This window comes from Seonamhaeicola sp. ABD4_340 (assembly GCF_056312135.1).
In genome coordinates this window covers 1,711,818-1,729,694 of record NZ_CM149981.1, presented here as the reverse complement: position 1 = coordinate 1,729,694, position 17,877 = coordinate 1,711,818, and the positions used below count along the sequence as shown (strand labels likewise).

10 protein-coding genes and 15 tRNA genes are annotated in these 17,877 nt (G+C 32.2%); 4 read left to right on the top strand and 21 right to left on the bottom strand.

Features of this window, described 5'->3' with window-relative positions; genetic code table 11:
• Nucleotide 1 precedes the first annotated feature (1 nt).
• Both ACYX4H_RS07520 and ACYX4H_RS07515 read right to left on the bottom strand, forming a co-directional pair.
• Nucleotides 2-1,348: an SWIM zinc finger family protein gene (locus tag ACYX4H_RS07520; RefSeq protein ID WP_476238562.1), complete on the bottom strand. Its 1,347-nt coding sequence runs from the start codon at nucleotides 1,346-1,348 to the stop codon at nucleotides 2-4.
• A 120-nt stretch (nucleotides 1,349-1,468) separates the two neighbouring features.
• The gene (locus ACYX4H_RS07515; RefSeq protein WP_476238561.1) at nucleotides 1,469-2,020 is read right to left on the bottom strand and encodes a hypothetical protein; all 552 of its coding nucleotides are present in this window, start codon (nucleotides 2,018-2,020) and stop codon (nucleotides 1,469-1,471) included.
• Between the two features lie 94 nt (nucleotides 2,021-2,114).
• Between ACYX4H_RS07515 and ACYX4H_RS07510 the strand changes: the two genes are divergently transcribed.
• The 3 genes from ACYX4H_RS07510 to ACYX4H_RS07500 all read left to right on the top strand — a co-directional run bounded on the left by ACYX4H_RS07510 (nucleotide 2,115) and on the right by ACYX4H_RS07500 (nucleotide 8,394).
• Complete coding sequence (locus ACYX4H_RS07510) at nucleotides 2,115-2,342, top strand: helix-turn-helix domain-containing protein (protein ID WP_476238560.1); 228 nt, start codon at nucleotides 2,115-2,117, stop codon at nucleotides 2,340-2,342.
• 377 nt (nucleotides 2,343-2,719) lie between these two features.
• Entirely contained in the window at nucleotides 2,720-7,309 is a 4,590-nt protein-coding gene (avs2, locus tag ACYX4H_RS07505) for an AVAST type 2 anti-phage system protein Avs2 (protein ID WP_476238559.1), read from the top strand.
• The gene (locus tag ACYX4H_RS07500; protein ID WP_476238558.1) at nucleotides 7,309-8,394 is read left to right on the top strand and encodes an MBL fold metallo-hydrolase; all 1,086 of its coding nucleotides are present in this window, start codon (nucleotides 7,309-7,311) and stop codon (nucleotides 8,392-8,394) included. Before avs2 ends, ACYX4H_RS07500 begins: the two co-directional genes overlap by 1 nt.
• Before the next feature lie 112 nt (nucleotides 8,395-8,506).
• On the opposite strand, the gene ACYX4H_RS07495 is transcribed toward ACYX4H_RS07500, so the two are convergent.
• The 17 genes from ACYX4H_RS07495 to ACYX4H_RS07415 form a co-directional block, all read right to left on the bottom strand.
• The gene (locus tag ACYX4H_RS07495) at nucleotides 8,507-10,750 is read right to left on the bottom strand and encodes a hypothetical protein (protein WP_476238641.1); all 2,244 of its coding nucleotides are present in this window, start codon (nucleotides 10,748-10,750) and stop codon (nucleotides 8,507-8,509) included.
• Nucleotides 10,751-11,274: 524 nt separating this feature from the next.
• Nucleotides 11,275-11,346 (bottom strand) — tRNA-Arg (locus ACYX4H_RS07490).
• Nucleotides 11,347-11,352: 6 nt separating this feature from the next.
• Nucleotides 11,353-11,425 (bottom strand) — tRNA-Phe (locus tag ACYX4H_RS07485).
• A 3-nt stretch (nucleotides 11,426-11,428) separates the two neighbouring features.
• A tRNA-His gene (locus tag ACYX4H_RS07480) sits at nucleotides 11,429-11,502 on the bottom strand.
• 9 nt (nucleotides 11,503-11,511) lie between these two features.
• A tRNA-Gln gene (locus tag ACYX4H_RS07475) sits at nucleotides 11,512-11,584 on the bottom strand.
• Nucleotides 11,585-11,587: 3 nt separating this feature from the next.
• Nucleotides 11,588-11,661, bottom strand: a tRNA-Leu gene (locus ACYX4H_RS07470).
• Nucleotides 11,662-11,665: 4 nt separating this feature from the next.
• Nucleotides 11,666-11,739, bottom strand: a tRNA-Leu gene (locus ACYX4H_RS07465).
• Between the two features lie 11 nt (nucleotides 11,740-11,750).
• Nucleotides 11,751-11,822: transfer RNA gene (locus tag ACYX4H_RS07460), tRNA-Glu, on the bottom strand.
• A gap of 89 nt (nucleotides 11,823-11,911) precedes the next feature.
• A tRNA-Pro gene (locus tag ACYX4H_RS07455) sits at nucleotides 11,912-11,983 on the bottom strand.
• 74 nt (nucleotides 11,984-12,057) lie between these two features.
• Nucleotides 12,058-12,140, bottom strand: a tRNA-Tyr gene (locus ACYX4H_RS07450).
• Between the two features lie 5 nt (nucleotides 12,141-12,145).
• Nucleotides 12,146-12,218, bottom strand: a tRNA-Cys gene (locus ACYX4H_RS07445).
• Nucleotides 12,219-12,229: 11 nt separating this feature from the next.
• A tRNA-Ser gene (locus ACYX4H_RS07440) sits at nucleotides 12,230-12,318 on the bottom strand.
• Between the two features lie 9 nt (nucleotides 12,319-12,327).
• Nucleotides 12,328-12,400, bottom strand: a tRNA-Pro gene (locus ACYX4H_RS07435).
• 5 nt (nucleotides 12,401-12,405) lie between these two features.
• Nucleotides 12,406-12,492, bottom strand: a tRNA-Ser gene (locus ACYX4H_RS07430).
• Nucleotides 12,493-13,144: 652 nt separating this feature from the next.
• Nucleotides 13,145-14,206 carry a nucleotidyltransferase domain-containing protein gene (locus ACYX4H_RS07425; RefSeq protein ID WP_476238557.1) on the bottom strand — a complete coding sequence of 354 codons (1,062 nt, stop codon included), beginning with the start codon at nucleotides 14,204-14,206 and terminating at the stop codon, nucleotides 13,145-13,147.
• Nucleotides 14,206-14,952 (bottom strand): nucleotidyltransferase domain-containing protein, encoded by a 747-nt coding sequence (locus ACYX4H_RS07420; protein WP_476238556.1) that lies wholly within the window; start codon nucleotides 14,950-14,952, stop codon nucleotides 14,206-14,208. The genes ACYX4H_RS07425 and ACYX4H_RS07420 overlap by 1 nt, the downstream gene beginning before the upstream one ends.
• Nucleotides 14,930-16,336 carry an RtcB family protein gene (locus ACYX4H_RS07415; protein ID WP_476238555.1) on the bottom strand — a complete coding sequence of 469 codons (1,407 nt, stop codon included), beginning with the start codon at nucleotides 16,334-16,336 and terminating at the stop codon, nucleotides 14,930-14,932. The genes ACYX4H_RS07420 and ACYX4H_RS07415 overlap by 23 nt, the downstream gene beginning before the upstream one ends.
• A 163-nt stretch (nucleotides 16,337-16,499) precedes the next feature.
• Here ACYX4H_RS07415 and ACYX4H_RS07410 point away from each other — a divergent pair, with 163 nt between their 5' ends.
• Nucleotides 16,500-17,513 (top strand): helix-turn-helix transcriptional regulator, encoded by a 1,014-nt coding sequence (locus ACYX4H_RS07410; protein WP_476238554.1) that lies wholly within the window; start codon nucleotides 16,500-16,502, stop codon nucleotides 17,511-17,513.
• A gap of 94 nt (nucleotides 17,514-17,607) precedes the next feature.
• Here the strand turns inward: ACYX4H_RS07410 and ACYX4H_RS07405 are convergent.
• Together ACYX4H_RS07405 and ACYX4H_RS07400 are read right to left on the bottom strand one after the other, a co-directional pair.
• Nucleotides 17,608-17,691, bottom strand: a tRNA-Leu gene (locus ACYX4H_RS07405).
• Nucleotides 17,692-17,720: 29 nt separating this feature from the next.
• Nucleotides 17,721-17,792: transfer RNA gene (locus tag ACYX4H_RS07400), tRNA-Gly, on the bottom strand.
• Between the last annotated feature and the right edge of the window lie 85 nt (nucleotides 17,793-17,877).

The window sequence follows — 17,877 nt, the reverse complement described above, 5'->3', positions numbered from 1 at the left end:
TCTAAATGGCTTTTGCTTTTTTCTTAACTGCTAAAATATGTTTACAAGCTCCTCGCTCACCTTGGTTTTTACTAAACCAAGTACAAGTACATCTTTGTTCATCTCCATTTATAACAACATAATGTTGAACACCACTACCCTCTACTTTAGCTTCTATTCTATTATCTTTCTTTAATGTAATGTGAACCTTATTTTCTTCTAAAAGCTTCTCTGCACCTTTCAGCCTTGGGTTCAATGACAAAATTCTTTCTAACTTAAAAGGCAACCTTCTATAAAAGAACCCATTTTTAGCTAAATCGTATCCCAATAATCCCATAGCCGATAATTTGGTGGACAGCTTTTCTATTTTGGAAATATCTATCCCTTCCTCAAAAGACATTAATGCAGGATTAAACTCTTGATTAGTATAAGAGTAATTATCAAATGCTTGTACTAATGAATCTGGCAAGTCTTCTATTAAAGATTCTAAAGCTGCACCCTCACCTGAAAAGCCTCTCCAAAAATCTCTTGAAACAGAAAAAACAAAATTCAATTCGTCAAAACATAAAATGAAAGTAACAGATTGCATGTCCTGATGAGGAAACACTTTTAGCTGATTTATCAATGGAATAAGTGGCTGAAGCAATTTTAATCTATGGATACCACCGACACAAACAGCATTTGAAGCCTTAAGAGGGCTAAATAAATATTTGCTCCCTCTCTTTATGAGATAGTAGTCCGTCTTTACTTTTCCAGCAGGAATGGTTTTAAATAATTGAATGGCTTGAATTCGATTTAGAGTTTGCGCATAATCCGACTCTGAAAAGTAATGTTGTACCGTTGTTAAACCCTTAATCCATTTACTAGGTAACGGTACTTTACGTTCAATAAAACTTTCTCCTCCTTTATGAAAACCTACTTCTTTTTGACCAACAGATAAAATAAGGTCATCATTTTTCTTGATTTTACCCAGTTCTGAAATTAGGGGTGTATTAAAATCAACATTAGTAGTACCATTTTCTATAAACTCTCCATCTTGTCCATTTTCCAATACATCTACCCTTGCATAAACCCCTGCACAATGAGAAAATCCTTCAAATCTTATTTGGTTATTCCCTGCTGTAACTATTGGGTCTTTCAATAACGCTAATTGAAATGGAGATAAATTAAAACTTGATTGAACAATATTAGATAAGGTTATCAAACATCTTGACAACTCATAAGGGTGATTCAATTTTCCCCAGAAAAAACAAGGAGAACTCCTTTTATCAACCTCATTAAATTTTGAAAGCAGAAGGTTCTCCTTACCCTGTTTTTTTTCTAAACTAGAAAGTGAGTTGTATTTATAACTTAACGTGTCTACAGACATACTTTTCGTTTCTTATGTAGTTAAAGTATGTCAATTTAAATAATTGTTTTTACATAAATAATCCAAAAACTAAATTATTCTGAACTTAAAGTAATATTTATTTTTTTAAGAATATTTAATCTATAAATTGGTCTGTATTTGGTCGTATACCTCTTCTAACTTTTCAAACATAAGCTTATTAAAGTTTGAGTTAGGAAGCCAGATTCCTTCACTTTCGGAATATAGGATAGAAAAACTATCGCTATTCAAACTTTTTTTCAGTATTGAAGTGGCATGATTTCGACTAACTGTAACAGTTTTTTTATACGCTTCAACATAATTGCCGTCATTGTGATAGTCTAAGGGGAGTGAAGTTATTTTAATTTTATTCAAATCCGTTTGAGCAAATGTTTGAAAAGCAACGTAAACTATATCCCTTTTAACAATATCCCACTTCACTTTTTCCAAATCATTTTCAAGAATGGGTTTGGATACTTGAACATGTAAATTAGCCTTATCTTCTGAAATAAACTTTAAAGAACCATTCTCCTCATAATAATCGCTTGCATCAGCAAACATCTCTCTAACAGTTTCGTATTTAGGTAAAATATTTTGAACATTAACTTTTTTAGTTTCTGATTTACAACTAGTCAATATTGCTAGCATCACAATGCTTAAAATTAGTTTATTCATAAGTAAAAGATTATCATTTGGCATAACAAACTTATAAAAAAATAATGACATTAATGTCATTGCTGAAATCAATTTCAGTCATGACCTTGGTGTCATGGAAAACATCTCTAAAGAAGAGGCATTATTAAAACTTGCGAAAAGGATTAAGGGGCTGCGTAAAATGAAAGGTGTAAGTCAACAAAATGCTTACAATGATACAGGAATACATTTTGCAAGAATTGAACAAGGCAAAAGAGATGTTAGTTATACTACTTTAATAAGAATTAGTATATATTTTGAAATTTCGTTGAAGGATTTCTTTGGCGAATATTTTAATGGTTAAATACCACTTTATTTAACTTTTCTTACCGCACCCAGCTGCTACGTCTAAAATATACAATGTATTTAAACGAGGGTTATTTCTTTCAAAATATTCCTACTATTACACACCTTAATTCCTATATTGCGTTACACTTATAACCTAAAATCAATATGCTATCATCAGATAAAGACAAGTTAATATCTCAACTGACCGTTAGGTTAAGAAATCCAGAAACTGATACTGTCATTTGAACAGGCGTTATATATTATGAAAAAAAACTAAAAGACATAGTATATATAATTACTGCTGCTCATTGTTTATTTGAAGATGGAGACAATTTTGGACAAAAATTTAAAACCATAAAAATTGATTTATACAATACATCTAAGGACAAATACGTGCCAATTATAATAGATGATATTGATAATGAACTAATATTTAAAGATAGAGATAATGACCTAGCTGTTATAGTTATTAAGAAAAATATAATCCTACAAATCATAGAAACAATACCTACAGTCGAGGTTTCTATAGAAAGGCAAGACCACTCTAACTTTGTTGTAAAAGGATTTCCTAGAGCAACACAGGGAAAAGAACTTGATGTTATTTTTCCTCTTTGGAAACAGAAAATGACAGAGGTAAATAAATTCCAATTGGAATTAACTGAAAACTATTCTGATTATAACACTCAGGGGTTCTCTGGTAGTGGTGCCTTTTTAAATGCTAATGGAACAATATACTTATATGGGATTTTCACGAGATTTAGAAGTGAAGATAGAGGTAAAGTAATTTATTGCCAGTTTATTGCATTGATTAACCAAATATTATCGAACAAATATTTGCCTGAAATTACTATATCATACATTGGGAATAATGGATTATCTGTAAACTTCTTCCGAAATCATATAAAAAAGTCAGTTACTAATCTAGGCCCAAGATTTAGTGAAGAATTAAATTTTAAATTACCTATTGCTAGACTTTTTAATGATTTATCTTTTGACAACAAATTTAAATCTCGTTTTTTCAAAGTTTTAGATAAATGGTTGTTAGAAAGAATATACGATGAATTCAAAGAAGAGAGTAATTTAAAGTATATAGATAATGAGTTTTTTAACTTAAAGGAGAAAGTTAAGCAATGGGGTGCTAATATGCCTATAACTATTGAAAAACCAATAAACATTGACTGGTTAAAAAAAGCAATTGAGGATTTAAACACCAAAATTGATAAAGAAGAAGAAGCTCTAAGAAACTTACAGTATGAAGAAGAAAAAAGAATAAGAAAAGAAAATAAGGATAAAAAAAAGGAACATTATGGCTATGAACCAAGGCCTTACGAAAAGGAACTAAATAGATTAAGAAAAATTAGTAGGGCTAATAATGAACTATTGATAGATTTAAATGAAAAAGTTAATATTAATCTTTCTAATAACCCCACCTTAATAATAGATGGAGAGGCAGGTTCTGGTAAATCTCATCTTTTAGGTGATATAGCAAATGAAAGATTAAAAAATAATGTACCTACTATATTAGTGCTAGGTCAGCATTTTACCACATCTAGGAGTATAGAAAATAACATTCTGCATTTATTAGATTTAAATTGTTCATTTGAAGAATTATTAAATGATTTAAATGATATTGGAAAGCAGATTGGGTCAAGAGTATTATTGCTTGTCGATGCTATAAATGAAGGGGCTGGCTCCAGATTGTGGAGAGACCAAATAAAGGGATTTATATCACAGGTTGTAGAAAAGAAATATGTTGGCACTGCAATAACAATTAGAACAACATATTTAAAATCAATTATTTCTGATGAATTAAAGAAAAATGAAATTGTTTCATTTAAAACTCATCTTGGTTTTAAGGGAAATGAATATGCAGCTCTTAAGATGTTTTGTGATTTTCATAAACTAAGACAACCTAGTTTCCCTATTCTATCTCCAGAATTTACAAACCCCTTATTTCTTAAGATTATATGCGAGGGAGTTAAGAACTCCGAAACAAAAGAGTTCCCCCAAGGATTTCATGGAGTAAGAAAAGTTTTTGACTTATTTATTAAAGTAATTGATGAAAAACTAGAAGAAAAAAGAGAGGAATATCTTAATAGGAGCATGGCAAGCAAGGTAATTCACGAATTAGCCTTTAAAATTTTTGAAAGTGAGTATAAACGACTTTCATTAGATGAGGCTTTTTTAATAATGGATGAAAAATTCCCAAAGTTCAATCACCTTTTAAATGACTTAATAGAGGAAGGTGTCTTTATTAAGAACCTTTTTAATCACTATAGTAAAAAAGAAGATATTGAAGTTATCTATTTTGCTTATGAAAGGTTTGGTGATTTTTATATAGCAAATGAACTATTGAATGGATTTGATAAAAGTGAAGACGTAATTCAGTCTTTTAAGCAAGGTACAGAACTTGGAAAATTATTGGAAGATGAATATTATATGCACGATGGTGTTCTTGAATCTATCTCGACATTGCTTCCCGAAATGTTTGATTTAGAAATTTTTGAAGTTTATTCCTGGGTACATGAAGAAATGGATAAATTCAAAAATAGTAATCCTAGAGAATTAATTTCAAATAGAGATTATTCTCATTATAGTCACCTTTCTTCATGGCTAAGTCAATTTTTCTTGAGCAGCTTAAATTGGAGAACTATAGAAAGTATTAATGATGAAAAAATCACAGAATGGCTAAAAAATGAAAACCATAGAATTAATGAAGAAGAGTGGTTTTTGAAGTTGATCGAATTGACAGCAATTAAAGACCATCCAATGAATAGTGACAGGCTTTTTAAAATTCTTTCCAGATACTCCATGGCTGAAAGAGATAGTTTTTGGCTATCTCATTTGTGGTACTTTCATGGCTATGATGATAATGATAATGGCTTTCCAATAAGAAGACTAATAGACTGGGCTTGGAGTGATGGCATTACTCAACTAATAGATGAAGAAACAGCAAGACTATGCGGTCAAACATTAACATGGATACTCTCTTCTCCAATTAGAACTTTAAGAGACCAAACTACAAAAGCTCTAGTCAATCTTTTGGAAGAACAACCTGATGCTTTAATAAGCATAATGAAAGCATTTCAAGAAAACGATGATTTATATATTAGGGAGAGGCTGTGTGCGGTAGCATATGGCTGCGTTTTAAGAACGAGTAAAATTAAATCAATAGAAAAAATTTCATTATTTATTTATGAGACTATCTTTAAATCTGGAAACCCTCCAAGACATATTCTGTTAAGAGATTATTCAAGAAATATCATTGAATATGCAATCTATAAGAATCCAGATATGGATTTTGATTTAAAATTGGTTAGACCACCCTATAATAGTGAAATCCCTGTACTACCAAGTAAAAATGACATTTCAAAATACCACATAGACCACAAAGATCCAAATTTTGATAAAAAATATGGAAACACTTATAACGGGATTTATTTTAATGTAATAGATTGGGATTTTGGAAGAAAAACTATTGAGCCAGAATTAAATCATTTTTTCCCTATTAGCTTTAACACCAAGAAAAAGTATAAATTATTTTATAAGAGGCTTAAGAAAAAACAAAAATCGCTTATTAAGAGTTTCAAAATACATTATCGTGTTAAGGAACAGTTTATTAAAGATAAAGATTACACCACTAGGACCATTGGCGGTATAGAAAGTTATGATAGCTACATGAAGACAATGAATCTATTTGAAGAAAAAGCAATAGAAATTGTTAATAGCACATTCGAAGGTGAAGATATAGATTTTGTTAGAAACACAGTTATTCCATATCTAAAAGAAAAAGCAAAGGTAAATTCAAATAGTTACTGGACTCAACTTGATGGCAAACCATTTAAAAGGTGGATTGTTCAAAGAGTTTTTGAACTAGGTTACGATATGGAACTTCATGGACGTTATGATAAAGATTTTTCTAGGTATGGTAATAGTCGTTATGATGATTCCGAAAAAATTGGAGTAAAATATCAATGGATTGCTTTGCATGAAGTTTTAGCATTTGTGTCTGACAATTATAAGATTGAGCATAGAGATGGAGATGGAAAGCAGTATAGTTACTATAATGGTGCTTGGCAATTATATTCAAGAGATATAGATCCAATATCTACCACAAAAACCAATGATAAAAATGCTACAGAAGATGAATTTGAAGATATTACGGATGAACCATTATGGTGGTCTAAAGTGGATTATAATTACTGGAATAAATCTAATTTAGAATGGTCAGAAAGTTTAGCTGATTTACCAAACATTGAAGATGTTATAATTAAAAAAGACGATGAAAATAATGAGTGGATGTATTTAGAATACTATCCTAACTGGGAAGAACCAAAAAAGTTTGGAGAAGAAAAATATCGTTCAAGAAGAAAAAATTTGCACTATTTGATTCAAGGATATTTAGTAAAAAAAGAAGATGAAAGTGAAATATTTAATTATTTAAAAAGTAAAAATTTCTTTGGAAGGTGGATGCCGGAGAATGGTGATAGCTATACAAATATATTTAACAGGGAAAAATTTTGGTCTCCGGCTTATTTTGACCAAGAAGAAGAATCTGAATGGGTAGACGTATACGATAACAAAACTCATGCTAGTATAGGTTACAAGGTAATAGTTGCAACCACAAATGCTAAAGGAAGTATTAGCAATGATAAATCTGGTGCTAATTTTAATTATAATATCCCGTGTAAAGGTTTGTTTGAAGGTTTGAAATTAGAGTATTCTAGTACAGATGGTGATTTTGTTAATGAAAATGGCGAAAAAATAGTCACTAACATAAGTACTAAAGGGACACTAATAAGGAAGAAGGAATTAATGGAATACCTTGAAAAAAACAGCTTATCAATTATTTGGACTTTATTGGGTGAGAAAATTGCTGAAAGTGAAGGTGGGTATTATCATTTTGGAGTTCCTTGTGGGGCTTTTCATTTAGAAAAGGGCATCTTAAAAGGAGAGTTAAAAATGTATAATAGAGATTCATAATGGAAATTTTTTTTTACCAAGCAGAATGTGGTGACGCAGCAAGGATAAGGTTTTATGATAGTGATGACAACCCTAAAAATATTTTAATAGATTCAGGTTATGAAAGAACATTTAATCACGTTCTTAAAGACGAAATAAAGAAACTCATAAAAAATAAAGAAAGATTTGACATATGTATAGTCTCTCATATACACGATGACCATATTGGAGGTGCAATTAAGTATATTAAAACTATAAAAAGTGGAGAATTAGAGGATATAGTAGATACGTGGTTTTACAATCCTCCAAGAAATTATAAAATCCTTAAAACAGTAAAACAAGAAAAATTAATTAGTTTACCGGCTAGCATAAGCCAAGGTGACGATTTATATTATTACATCAATTCAAAAGGAAAATCTTTAGATTATGATATATCAAATGAACTTAAACAAATTTCTTTAGGTGATTTAAAGATTACTGTTTTATCTCCTACAAAAGAAAAATTAAAGTCATTAAGAAAAAAGTATAAATCAAAACATACTTTTCTAGAATCAATTGAAGGTGAATCAATCAGCGAAGCTGTTTCTATCAGAGATTTTGATTACATGACTAAAATCGAAGACTTTAACTTGGAAGAATGGAAAGAGGATAGGTCTATTGAAAATGGAAGTAGCATCACTATCCTTACAGAATATAATAACAAAAAGGTATTGTGGTTGGCTGATTCTCACCCTACAGATATAGTTAAATCTTTGAAAGAATTAGGGTATTCTAAAGAGAATAAAGTTGTTTGTGATTGGGTTAAGGTTTCTCATCACGGAAGTGCAGGCAATAATAGTAATGATTTATATGATTTAATTGATTGCACAAATTATCTAATAAGTACAAATGGCGAAAACAGACATTTCTTACCAACTAAAGAATCGATAGTTAGAATACTTTTAAATCAAAATAGAGATTTCGAAAATAAATATGTATTTCACTTCACCTATGACAATTCAACTTTGAGAAACATCTTTAAAATAGATGGAAAAAAAGTATTTGATAAGTGGAATTTTGAGGTAAAATACTTAAGTGAAGGTAAATATTTTAAGGTAAAATTATAACAATTTGCTAAACCCATTCCCTTTATCTGAAAAGTGTCGTTGAATTATAAAACCCGTAATTCAATTAAAAAATCAATCGTATTACGGATTTATATAATAGCCAAACTATCTACTAGTCAACAAGCAACTGAGTTACTTTAGCAGCATTTGTTGCCCACTTCAAATCATAACTTTCATCTGCATTTTCAGCATCAGAAACAATTTCTAACCCTTGGGCTTCAGCTTTAAGTGTTAAGAGGTTACCAATATTCAATTTGCTGTTTAATTTATTTAGTAAAGCCTCAACAGCTTTAGTATCTAAATTTTGTACAACCTGACCACCAAAAGCCATCTCTAACCAAACAATTTCTCTGTTCTTAACATCAAGTACACCAAAAACTAACCCCTTAGTCATTTTTTGAGTTATTCTAACTTGATGCTGAACACTAGATGGATCGTAAGCCACACCAGTTTTTCGAGAGATTCTCATAGGATATTTACTATCCATCCAACCAACAACTAAATTTGGCGAAAGGCTTCCATTAGTGTAGGCATTACATGTAAAGCTAACATACTTTGCCCCTCGTTCATCTAACTCATCAAGATTAACATCAATATATTCTGCCGTACCAATCATATGCGGAATTCTTTGAATATCTCCACTATGCTTACAACCTGCGACTACTAATTGCGAGTATGAACAAAAATCTGTTTTATGCTCATAGGCTACTTTACAGCTTAAATCCATATCTAAATGTTGAGCAGGTAAACCTTGACCCCACTGCAAGAATAGCCTAACTGAATTCCCTTCAACAGGAAATCGAGTCCCCATTAATGCAGAAGGTAAATCTTGAACGGATTCACTTCTATCTCCTATTGCTACAGGAATGTTAAATAAACCTTCATCAATGTAAATGGTCTTGTTTCGATTCTCCATGTTAGCAAACCTTTTCCTCATAACCTCAAGACACAAATCTTCAATTTTAGATTGCATCTGCTTTAAATGGCTATCTTCGTAAAGCTTCAAAAACTTGTTTGCAGCTACCCTTTTATTAGTTCCACCTAAAGGCTTTACATTTCTAGTAGCATTTTTATCAAAATAGGTTTGCGCATACATGCTTAATGTAAAAACTAATCTAGCAGGAATTTTATCTGTAATCTCAGAAAAATGCTTTAACGTTTCATCTTCTCCAAACCATAGCATATTTGAAAATAACGAACGGGCAAACAAACCTGGTCTTTGCTTTAATAGCTTAAACGTATTTTGCGCATCACTCTTTAATCTAAAGTGATTAACCTTACTTTGCCATACTTCATAACCTTCATTATAAAATACATCTAAAAGTTTAGATACCTTTTCAAACCCTTTTCTTTTACTGTATTCTGCTAAACGTAAAGCTCTTATAAAACGCACCCACATTCCTCTTTTTGGGTGCATGATTTCACAACATTTTTCTGCTGATAAATCTAAATTATTTAACCAAGCGGCGACTCTTTTACAATCCTGTCTAGAGTACTTTAGCTTTAAGTTTGCTTTAGATTGCAACCTAGCTACACCATTTTTATCTAAAGGACTAATTATATTTCTATGGTTTTTAGAAACCCTATTAATTATAGTTTTTGGCTCTATAATTTGCAAGAAACCAGTATGCTTATACCATAAATATCTTAAAACATCATTTGGATTATTAAAAAGGATTTGTGCTTCATCACTTCTATTATTTTCAACCAAAATATCTATAACAAGCATTAATGTTTCTTTGATGCCAATTTCTAAGCCATGTGGTAAATCAAACTCAGTTAAAAGCATTTTTAAACTATCTACTTGAGTAGCATCTAATGCAGTTTTTGATTTCAATAAATCCTCATAAAACTGTTTCACATCATCATCTTTCCAAAGTTCTAAAACCTTTAGTTTGCTCCCTTGATTTTCATATTCAATCTTTCCAAATTCAAAAGGTGTCCCACAGAAAGGGCATCCGTTATATCTCTCAAGAGGAAAAGTACCATGAGGAATGATGTGTCCACATTTTAACCTTGTTCCTTTCTTGGTCTGAAAAATATTTCCAAAAAGTGTAATGATATGGTCTAAAACTGTTTCTCCAGTTGGAATATTCCATTCTTTTACTAATGGTGTCCAGTTCTTATTAACTCCTGTAATTTCCTTTAAAGTATCAAGTAATTCCAATTTATACTTTGGATTTACATTGTTTAAAACATGTAACAATTCCTCTGAAAACGTAAAACCTAATTTAGAAGCATTTGCTACTAAAACAGAGGTAGTTCCGTTAATAGATTTATTGTTTCCAGTAATAAACTCTACTGGAACATATACTGCATTTTGTCTTATACTTACTTTAAGTAAATCTTGTTTCATTTTATTCATTTTTAAAGTTAATAAATTAGGTAATCTTGCTTCTGATTTCAAACCGTAATTGAGTGGGCAATGCCCAAGAAGTAAGAAACAATTGACCTTAATTTTTAAATGGTAATTAATAAACTATTTTCAACCATAGCCTCTCTTTCGAGAAGTCAGGACTCGAACCTGATTAGAAGTAAGTTTACTTTGACCTTTTTGTTTGTGGGGCAGGTGGGACTCGAACCCACGACACGGGCGTTATGAGCGCAGAAGTAAGCCTATATTGACCAAATTTCTTTATATATTTTTCACCAAATAACTCTGAATTGACAAGGTAATTTATAAACTAACCTGCTCTACCATCTGAGCTACTGCCCCTTTTGTGTATTAGGTAATTATAAAAGTATGACTTAAAGGTTGCTTGAAGTAACTTTTATTTGACCTAATATATATTTTAAAGAACGTTTTTATCTATTAACAGTTCAAAGATTCAACAGTACTACGCATTCATTTTGCGTAGTAAAATTTATTTTAAAAATTAGTAGGAATAGCAAGATTCGAACTCGCATCTTCGGGGTCGTAACCCAATGTTTTATCCATTAAACTATACTCCTAATTTGTGGAACAAACAGGAATCGAACCTGTATCTTCGGATTTTCAGTCCGTCGCATTGACCAACTTTGCTATTGTTCCTTTTGGGGTGACTTCGGGATTCGAACCCTGTTCTTCTCATTCACAGTGAGATGTTTTACCAAATAAACTAAAGACACCATATGTTGTAAACTCGATAGGACTCGAACCTATACCTCAGGAGTCAAATTCCTGTATGCTCACCATTTACATCACGAGTCTATATACTCCACCTTGGATTCGAACCAAGACTACACGGGGCTTAAACCCGATGCCTCTTCCAGTTGGGCTAGTGGAGCATAGTATGGGGAGAGAGACTCGAACTCTCAGATTCCTGATTCTAAGTCAGGCGTGTTTACCAATTTCACCATCCCCACATTATTAATCGTATTCCGTAGGGGAATCGAACCCCTAATTCCACATAGAAAGTGTGGCGTCTTAACCATTTGACCAACGGAACATATTAGTCTGAGAAGCAGGATTAACTTCGTTTTTCCTGCTAGGTCTCAGTGCTAATCAAATTCAAGTAAACTTGATTTGATTGTTTCGTCTGAGAAGCAGGATTCGAACCTGCGACCTCTCGCTTCCAAAGCGAACAAACAACCACCGTTATCTTCCCAGATAAAGTACCACGCAGTTACAGATTATAACTTACAGCTATTCGAGAGACAGTCGAGTATCTGTTGTGGTACAAGTGGAAGCGGTAGGACTCGAACCTACAAGCTCCGAAGAGACCAGATTTACAGTCTGGCGAGCCAACCAATTGCTCAACACTTCCTATTGAGACAAGGATGAGATTCGAACTCATAAATGACGGATTTGCAATCCGTAGCCTTAACCATTCAGCCACCTTGTCTTTTTTTATTGCGGAGAGCAAAGGAATCGAACCTTCATCACGCCAAGGCGTGAACTTGATTAGCAGTCAAGCGTAACAAACCAATATTTACCTACTCTCCATTATTTTGTCTGAGAGACAGGATTCGAACCTGCAACCTCTCGCTTCCAAAGCGAGTAAACCAACCATCGTTATCCTCTCAGTCTTGCGGAAGGAGTGGGAATCGAACCCACACGAGTCGTTAACTCCTAACTGTTTTCAAGACAGCGACCACCACCTATTGGCTTGTCCTTCCAAATTATATCCATAAAAAAAGCACCTCGTTTTGGGAGGTGCTTTACTTTTTATTGTGTTATATTAAATCAATTCATAACATAAGTATTCTCCCTAAATCGCAACATATTTTGCTCATAACTATAAAACAGCTCTAAGTGCTTCGGCGAGCGAAGACATAAACTAAATGATAAACTATGTTGTAAATGAGATGTCATTATTCTTTTATTATTTGTTGTTTTTTGACATTGCAAATATGAAACCAATTTTTGAAACACACAAGAAAAATTTTAATTTAATTTATTGATTATCAGTTATTTATGATAATATCAGACAATAGAATTCCTGTCCGTATATCTACGGATATTGAACATTTTATACAACAGTCTGTCTCCCAATTGTTTTCAGTTTCAATTTTCTATGTTACCTTTTTCTAGCTTCTAAACATTATTTTAAAAATTTCCATAAAAAAAGCGCCCAGTTTTACTTGGACGCCTAAAATTTATAATGATTTATGGTCAATAATTGCTGCTAATTACTTCTAAAAACCACATAGCGTCCTAATCGCTCACTATATTCTGAACGAAAAATATAGAGACACGGCTCTATTTGTTGGCTTATATGTAATCTTTGTAATATCATTTGCTTTGCAAATATGAGACTTTTTTTCAAATTCAATGCTGCACTTTATAAAAACGCTCTCTAGTATAAATTAATAAATCGTTTATTTTATCTAAATCAGGTCTTTCAGGCAAATTAGAAGCAGCATATAACGCTTCTAATTCTAATTTTCGCTGTTCTGCCCAACTCACCAACTCGTCATATTCATACTTACCATGCTTTACATCTAATAGGAACTCCCTATCCGAACGTCTTACATTAATTGTGCTTTCGGAAGCTATCTCCTTTGCCATGTGCAATAACCTAAACGTATGCATCATGTTTTTGGAATCGTAATTTTTACCATGAGACACGGTTGTTTTATAGCGTTCTTCATTGCGTTTTTCAACCCAATCCCAATATTCTTTATACTTTTTGCAATATGTTGAATAACCATCTTTGTTAAAGAATAGCATTCCTATAGCTTCTTCACCCTTCGGTATAGAACTTAAAGCTACATCATTGGCTCTATCATTCTTTATAATGCCTTTATAAGGAACCTCTAAACTATGATATAGATTATTACAATCTTTAAGATTTGAAATATTAGCTATCCCGCAATTTTCTTGTTTTATCTTTTTAATATCCAAGAAAGTCCGCAAAGGCATTGTTTTTCCGCTTTCATACACCAAACAAAAATCTAAAACTGACTTCCGTTCTTTTTCAACAGGGTTTACAATTTTCTTTTCTAAACCTCTTGCTTTTTTGATTTGTGCATAAGCATAATTAGCGAATGACTTTTCACATTGTTTAGACAAAAAATCATCTAACTTTATGCCATCGAATATCGGGTGCTTATAAAGTACACATTCTTCAGGCACATTTAATAATTCTAAGATATTAGGATTATTTTTAGAACAAAGCTCTATGAACTTTCGCAGCTCGTAATAAACAATATCGTTAGATTCATTATTGATTTGACCTATATAATCCAACCCATAAAATTGTGCTTTAGGAAGAATGAACACACCTCTTATATCTGTATCTGATGTAGGTGTGTCCAATCCATAAGCTCTGCTTCCGCTTATACATTCAAAAATAATATGCCCTGATGCTTTTAATGCTTCTAGTGTCATTATTTTAATGTTTTTAAAAACAACGCATTAAAATCAGCTGGATTAGATTTTCTATTAGCTAATTTATCCTTGATGCTGTTATTTTCATTAACTATATGTTTTACTAAATGTATTAAATCTGTTTCAACAGGGTCATTGCTTTTTTCAACACGCTCACTTTTTAAGGCGATAAGTGCATCCAGTTTTGAATGATAGTTATCATCGATTAATGAATACATTTCTCTGAACAATACAGGAGGAATAGTTTCGTTTTTATAAATCCAATTAGCACAAAGCGCAGTTCGGATAGCATAAAAAAAACTCTTCAATGTCATTTTTTCTGAGCCTAATGTTTCCTCAAAATTTTTGTTCATGCTATGAAAATGATAAAACCCAGAAACAGGGTTAAAGTTAGCATTTGCAACTTTTTTTATCTCATTTAAGAAATCATTATCTGCCCGATATACTATTGGCGAAAATAACCATCCTGTGAAAGATGCGTTTGACTTTGCTAAAAGTCGCAACGCTTTGCGGATATCCCAACCTGAACCATCCAAATCATCTTCAGTCATAAATTGTATAGTATCGGTTTGCTCCCAAAGATTTAAATACCAATCCTTAGAATGTTTGTAAACAAATCGTATATCATAATCTGAATCTGGGGAAGCAAAGCCCCAAGCCCTACTTCCTGATTCAACAGCGAATAAGATTTCTATACTCTTATCTCGCTCTATTTGTTTTAATTTATTTAGTATTTCTTTTCTCATTATTTCTATTTCTTCTTTTTTTCCAAGGTGCATTTTTCTTCCAATCACCTGCCATAATACAACCGTAAGGCATAACTTCATCAATCACTATCCCTAAACCAAACTCTTCCATTTGATGCCGCACAGTTTCTGCATTTTTATAGGCACTTGGTAATTCTGTAATATCAATCTCTTCAGAGAAAAACCTAACATCCAAACCTTGTGTTTCTTCATTAAATATCTCTTGAAACGTTCCTGTTTTACTTTTTCTATGTTGTGTTCTACTCACATTTCTACCTGCCCCATGTGGTGCAAAACCTAAATTAGAATTTGTTGTTTTTCCTTCAACAATTAAAACTGGTTCAGACATATTTAAAGGAATCAATCTTGGTCCTGTAATATCTGGCATAAACTTTTTATCTAAAGGTGTAGCTCCTTTTGCATGGTAAAACAAATCACCTTCTTTGAACACAAAATTATGCTCATTCCAAAATCTGTTTTCTTTATCAATTCCTAATTTTTCTAAAGTAGCATCATGCAATACTTCATGGTTTTTCTTTGTCCATTTTCTAATAATCTGCAAAGCTTCCCAGTATTGTTTCCCTTCTTCTGTTTCAAAAGGAATCCATGCATTTTGTTTTAATGTTTCAGGTGATAATTCTCTTCTGAATTTCTCTGCAACTTTCATTCCTTTAGAATATAAGTTAGCTCCAAACCCTCTACTTCCATGATGTGTAACCATCATAGTGTTACCTGTGTTTTTAGATTTACCAACAAACAAAAAGTGATTTCCATCGCCTTGTGTTCCCAAATGAGACCTTGCAGATGAAATGCATTTTTGGTCATTTAAAAAATAGTTCGCTTCAATCTCAGCTAACAAATCCATAGGAAATCTAAACTGACTTTCTCTAGAACGTCCACCTGCTCCAAAATGCGTTATACTATGAGCTGCATCTAAAACAGCTTTTGGGTCTGCTTTTCCAAAATCGGTCAACATCACCGAACAACAAATATCTGCGCTATGCATCCCTGGGTGAATTGCGTTTCTAGCGACTACGACACCTCCAACTGGAATTGTTCCTTTTGAACCTGTTGGGCAAGCATCTGGCATAATTGCTCCATCAACTAGAGTAGGTGTCTTCATAAGCTCTTCCATAGTTTCAATAACAGAATTCACATTAGTTACTTCCAATTCATTTTCAGCTTTAATGTTAATTGAAAACGGAATGCTTTCTACATTCAATGCAATAGGATCAGGAGATTTAAATTGCTCTAGGTAGTTGCTTAAAGCATCACCTTCTAATTTATTTTCGTTAATATGGTCTAAAGCTTCTTTAAACCATTTTCCAGACCTAAATCCTAAGTTAATTAAATCGTGTCCTGTTATCTTGTTTGTATTTTTCATCTTAAATTAATTTTAAGCTCCGTTAGCTTCCCCGTCTAACGGAGCACTACTTTTAAAGTCTTTCAAAAGACTTATTCATGATTCCGATACAAATATTTCACCTATATGCGCAATCTTTTTGCGTAGATAAATTTATTCCTTATTTTTCATTAAAATTTCATCTATGGCTTTAAATAAAAATGCACTTATACGCTATAAGACCATTGACAAATGTCTTCAAAACAATTACAGACAATGGACACTAGATGATTTAATAGAAGCTTGCTCTGATGCTTTATATGAATATGAAGGTAGAGCTGTTAATGTTAGTAAGCGAACAGTTCAGTTAGACATTCAAATGATGCGTAGCGATAAATTAGGTTACAATGCCCCTATAGTTGTCTACAACAAGAAGTTTTACAAATACGAAGACGAAGATTACTCCATCACTGATATTCCTTTGAATGAGAATGACATGAATGTGCTTTCGGAAACTGTAGAAATGCTAAAACAGTTTAAAGATTTCTCTTTATTTTCTGAACTAGGGGGTATCATTCAACGCTTAGAAGATAAAGTATACACAGAAAAGACAGACCAATCAGCTATCATTCATTTGGATAAAAATGAAAAGCTAAAGGGGTTAGAACATTTGGATGTTTTATATCAGGCAATCATCAAGAAAATGGTCTTAAAAATAAAGTATCAGTCTTTTAAAGCTAGAGAGGCTTCTGAAATCATTTTTCATCCCTACATATTAAAAGAGTTTAATAACCGCTGGTTTTTAATAGGAAGACCCGGAGTTGAAGCTAAAAAACCTATAGTTACTTTTGCTTTAGATAGAATAGTTACTATCGACTATGACACTTCGATTACTTATAAAAACAATAATTTTAATGGAGATGAATATTATAGAGATGTTATTGGCGTAACGGTTTCTAATACCAGAGCAGAACGTATTCAGTTTTGGATTGATAAAAAAAATGCGCCTTATGTAATTACTAAACCTTTCCATCGCTCCCAAAGAATAATAAAGAAAACTGAGGATGGTATCATTTTTAATATTTTTGTTCAGATTAACTTTGAGCTTGAACGCTTAATTTTAGGATTTGGCGATTCTATTGAAGTTATTAAACCCAAACGTCTTAGGGATAGAATGAAACAGAAGTTGGAAAAAGCAGCAGGTTTTTACAAAGAATAACCCAAAACATCATTTTACCGTACAATAATCGTACAATTATAAAAACAAGAAATCCGCAACTTATTAATTAATAATTAGTTACGGATTTTCTTTGTACTGAAGGCGGGACTTGAACCCGCACGGACTAATGTCCATTGGATTTTAAGTCCAACGTGTCTACCAATTCCACCACTTCAGCAACTTGGTATATTTTCAAGAAATTCTCAGAGCGAAAGACGGGATTTGAACCCGCGACCCTCACCTTGGCAAGGTGATGCTCTACCCCTGAGCTACTTTCGCAGTTTGTTTTTGAACGTACAATCTTCCTGATTGCGGATGCAAATTTAAAACTTTTATATAAACTACAAAGCCTTTTTGTAAAAAT

Excerpts from the sequence above, each read along its gene's own strand:
- ACYX4H_RS07425 (WP_476238557.1), bottom strand. The coding sequence starts at position 14,206 with ATGACACTAGAAGCATTAAAAGCATCAGGGCATATTATTTTTGAATGT.
- ACYX4H_RS07410 (WP_476238554.1), top strand. The coding sequence starts at position 16,500 with ATGGCTTTAAATAAAAATGCACTTATACGCTATAAGACCATTGACAAA.
- ACYX4H_RS07415 (WP_476238555.1), bottom strand. The coding sequence starts at position 16,336 with ATGAAAAATACAAACAAGATAACAGGACACGATTTAATTAACTTAGGA.
- ACYX4H_RS07515 (WP_476238561.1), bottom strand. The coding sequence starts at position 2,020 with ATGAATAAACTAATTTTAAGCATTGTGATGCTAGCAATATTGACTAGT.
- ACYX4H_RS07420 (WP_476238556.1), bottom strand. The coding sequence starts at position 14,952 with ATGAGAAAAGAAATACTAAATAAATTAAAACAAATAGAGCGAGATAAG.
- ACYX4H_RS07500 (WP_476238558.1), top strand. The coding sequence starts at position 7,309 with ATGGAAATTTTTTTTTACCAAGCAGAATGTGGTGACGCAGCAAGGATA.
- ACYX4H_RS07495 (WP_476238641.1), bottom strand. The coding sequence starts at position 10,750 with ATGAAACAAGATTTACTTAAAGTAAGTATAAGACAAAATGCAGTATAT.
- ACYX4H_RS07520 (WP_476238562.1), bottom strand. The coding sequence starts at position 1,348 with ATGTCTGTAGACACGTTAAGTTATAAATACAACTCACTTTCTAGTTTA.
- ACYX4H_RS07510 (WP_476238560.1), top strand. The coding sequence starts at position 2,115 with ATGGAAAACATCTCTAAAGAAGAGGCATTATTAAAACTTGCGAAAAGG.